Origin of the sequence: Microcystis sp. M49636_WE2, assembly GCF_030065375.1 — a bacterium.
In the GTDB taxonomy this organism is placed as follows: Bacteria; Cyanobacteriota; Cyanobacteriia; order Cyanobacteriales; family Microcystaceae; genus Microcystis; species Microcystis aeruginosa_C.
In genome coordinates this window covers 1-2,954 of record NZ_JASJFG010000163.1, presented here as the reverse complement: position 1 = coordinate 2,954, position 2,954 = coordinate 1, and the positions used below count along the sequence as shown (strand labels likewise).

General features: G+C 42.3%; 4 protein-coding genes and 1 pseudogene. 3 read left to right on the top strand and 2 right to left on the bottom strand.

Annotated elements, in window-relative coordinates:
* Positions 1–656: Uma2 family endonuclease (locus PX484_RS03740; RefSeq protein WP_288102900.1), on the top strand; the 656-nt coding region annotated here is incomplete at its 5' end.
* A 36-nt stretch (positions 657–692) separates the two neighbouring features.
* Here PX484_RS03740 and PX484_RS03735 read toward each other — a convergent pair.
* The gene (locus PX484_RS03735; RefSeq protein WP_190359552.1) at positions 693–902 is read right to left on the bottom strand and encodes a hypothetical protein; all 210 of its coding nucleotides are present in this window, start codon (positions 900–902) and stop codon (positions 693–695) included.
* A 109-nt stretch (positions 903–1,011) separates the two neighbouring features.
* Positions 1,012–1,677: a PEP-CTERM sorting domain-containing protein gene (locus tag PX484_RS03730; protein WP_287768320.1), complete on the bottom strand. Its 666-nt coding sequence runs from the start codon at positions 1,675–1,677 to the stop codon at positions 1,012–1,014.
* A 366-nt stretch (positions 1,678–2,043) separates the two neighbouring features.
* Between PX484_RS03730 and PX484_RS03725 the strand changes: the two genes are divergently transcribed.
* Together PX484_RS03725 and PX484_RS03720 are read left to right on the top strand one after the other, a co-directional pair.
* Positions 2,044–2,352, top strand: a complete 309-nt coding sequence (locus tag PX484_RS03725; RefSeq protein ID WP_002781893.1) for a hypothetical protein — start codon at positions 2,044–2,046, stop codon at positions 2,350–2,352.
* A gap of 362 nt (positions 2,353–2,714) precedes the next feature.
* Positions 2,715–2,954, top strand: a pseudogene (locus tag PX484_RS03720) (Uma2 family endonuclease); the annotation flags it as partial.

Genomic DNA, 2,954 nt, shown 5'->3' with positions numbered 1-2,954 from the left:
TAAATTTATTAGCCTTAATTTGGTCTGGTCGAGATGATTGGTATTTTGGGGTAGATATGGCTGTTTATTATAATCCAGACGAATCAGCTTTTGTCCCCGATGGTTTCTTAGCAGTTGGAGTCAACCATGATACGGGAGAAAAAGGTCGGTTAAGCTATGTTTTGTGGGGGGAAAAGTATATCTTGCCGATTTTGTTTTTAGAGGTAATTTCCGAGAAATATAACAGTGAGTATGAGGAGAAAATTCTAAATTACCAAAGCCTGGGGATTCTGTATTATGTAATCTACAATCCTTTCAGTGGCAGAAGAGGAAGATTTAAAAACCGACAAAGATTAGAAGTATATAAATTAATCTCAGGAAAATATCAACTTCTAGAGAGTGAGAATAATCGAGTTTGGTTGCCAGAAATTGGCTTGGCGCTGGGTTACGAGAAAGGAGAACATATTGCCTGGTATCGGGAATGGTTATACTGGTATGACCAGTCGGGAAATCGCTATCTAACGGCTGAGGAAAGAGCGATGAACGCAGAGGCGATCGCTGCTCAAGAACGGCAAATTGCCAATCAAGAGCGCTTGGCGAAACAAGAGGCTGAACAAAAAGCCATCCGGCTGGCTGAAAGGCTCAGAGGGCTTGGAATTAACCCCGATGAAGTGTAAGGTCTGACTTCTCCAAGATATCAACAACAACCCGCATCACAAATCATCTTTTAACGATGCCATGAGTGCGTCGTGTTCCGCAGCTGTTATGCCAAGAGTTGCGGCCTCGTGCTGTAATTTTCTGGCAATAATAGATAAGCTGGGACAACCTACCATAAGGCGGACAATTTCATCATCTGGTATAAGCGCCAGTGCTTCTCTAATTTCTTTGGCTGTGCCTTGGATTACTGTTGCTTGTGTAGTCATGATTTTTTATCATTCTAGGGCGAATCCTAGCATAATTCGTGACTGAGATGCTACTCATAACCCCCAAAAAAAGAGAGAGGAAACCCGCGTCTCCTCTCCCTTGTAGGCATTATTTCCTCGCTTTGCGGACAGCACTCCCTAACATTAAACTGCCCAGTGTGATAAAACCAAGAAGGCTAGAGGGTTCGGGAACAGGAGTCGCATTAAGTGTAACGTTATCGAAAACTAATTGTGTCCCCCCATTATTCGGACGGTCAATAGAGATGCGAATTCCCGCACCCTGATCGGCAATCCCCGCCAGATAAGAAGTGTTGAACGATAAGAACACGCCTCTTGACGAAAAGGAACTCTGATTGAATGTAAAACTTGACAAAACGGTATTATTATCACTCCGGCGAAGCGAAATTGTACTGTTCGGCAAGGTCAAGTTGCCCGGTTCATCTAGACGAATACCTGCGAATAAATTGAGCGTGTATCGAGTTCCGGCTTGATAAGTGGCGGCTACATCTTGACGGATCGATCCACCATTGAAAGCAATAAGAGCCGCCTGCGAACCGTCGGGTACTCCGCTTGTAAATTGAGTCGCATTGAATGGCTGAACCCCCGCATTGCCACTACTCACAGTCCAACCGGTAATAACTGGTGAAAAATTAGGGTTTGATGGTGTCTCGAAGGAAAAATTATTGACAGTCACGCTTGCAGCCTGTGCCGCACCAGTTCCCAGAGTAGCCAGGGCAACCCCGACGGATAGAATGCCGAGTTGTTTTATTTTCATGAAAAAGGGTTAATGGTAAATGGTTTAAGTGCGCGACATTTCGATTCGGGTTAAGCGATAGGGCAACCCAAAACAATGACCAGCGAATGCTCAAAGACAAAATACACACTTACCCCCCCCCGCATTGTATTAAAAGCTACAATTTAATAAATATTTACATTCTTCTCCCCCAGGGCTGACGCTTGCTAGAATAAAAACCCGCTTGATTTGTGGTAATGAGACAGCTTAAGTAGCTGGTTATAATTAAATTGAAGATAGATTTTGGGTTCGATCCCCCCTGTCCCCCTTGATAAGGGGAGTGCCGATCCCCCCTTAATCCCCCCTTGATAAGGGGGGCATTTGATAATTTTTAACGCCTACCTACTTATGTTAGATTTTCATCTATCTGTTCAGCCTGAAACAGAAAAACGCCTTAAAAAGATTTTAAACTCTATCAAAGATCAAGAAAAATTTGCCCAAAGTATTATTGATTATCAGATTGCCGAACTACAAAAAAGCAACTTGAATCTAAAATTAGATTTAGCGGATCTGGAAAAACAATATAAAATGACATCCCAAGAATTTTATCAGCAATTTTCTCAAGGTATTTTAGGAGATGAATCGGATTTTATAGTTTGGTCTGGACTATATGAAATGCTTCTTCAAAACGAGGCTAATCTCCAGGAATTAAAATGATTGAAGCCTATTTTTTGCAACTCGAACAAACCATTCGAGAATTTCCCAATGTGAGATATTTATCGCTGACCAAGAAAATTTATAACGCAAGTCAAGGTTATATAGCGTTTCCTGAGCTAGTGAGGTACACCTATTTTCTTGCCTTTTGCCTTTTGCCTAAAACCCATAACTTTTGTACCTCAGCAGACTGAAAAACGCTATATACTAAATCTGGTTATTAAAAACTGATTATCTATTGCTCCTTTTGCCTATTGCCTATTGCCTTTTGCCTGTCCCCATAAGTAGCCTATACTCAACGGATTTAGTATTACAATGTTTGAGAGGTCTGAGTGGTAACTGATAACTGATAACTGATAACTGAAATGACTACACCTACCTTCACCATTCCCCAATCTGACCCTTCCCTTTCCCCCCGGCAATCCCTGCCGACGATGTACGATTTACCTAGTGATAATCCAGAAGAACCCGGTTTGCCTGACGAATTTCACCTATTACAACCTCAGTTATTACTGCTGACTTTTCAGCCTCCCAACTGGGAACCAGAGCTAGTTTTTAGCGCCGCTGACCTTAACCTTTACTACGATGTCAGACACCCTCAATGG

What these genes read in the sequence shown, in the direction of transcription:
- PX484_RS03730 (WP_287768320.1), bottom strand. Translation starts at nt 1,677, where the DNA reads ATGAAAATAAAACAACTCGGCATTCTATCCGTCGGGGTTGCCCTGGCT.
- PX484_RS03735 (WP_190359552.1), bottom strand. Translation starts at nt 902, where the DNA reads ATGACTACACAAGCAACAGTAATCCAAGGCACAGCCAAAGAAATTAGA.
- PX484_RS03725 (WP_002781893.1), top strand. Translation starts at nt 2,044, where the DNA reads ATGTTAGATTTTCATCTATCTGTTCAGCCTGAAACAGAAAAACGCCTT.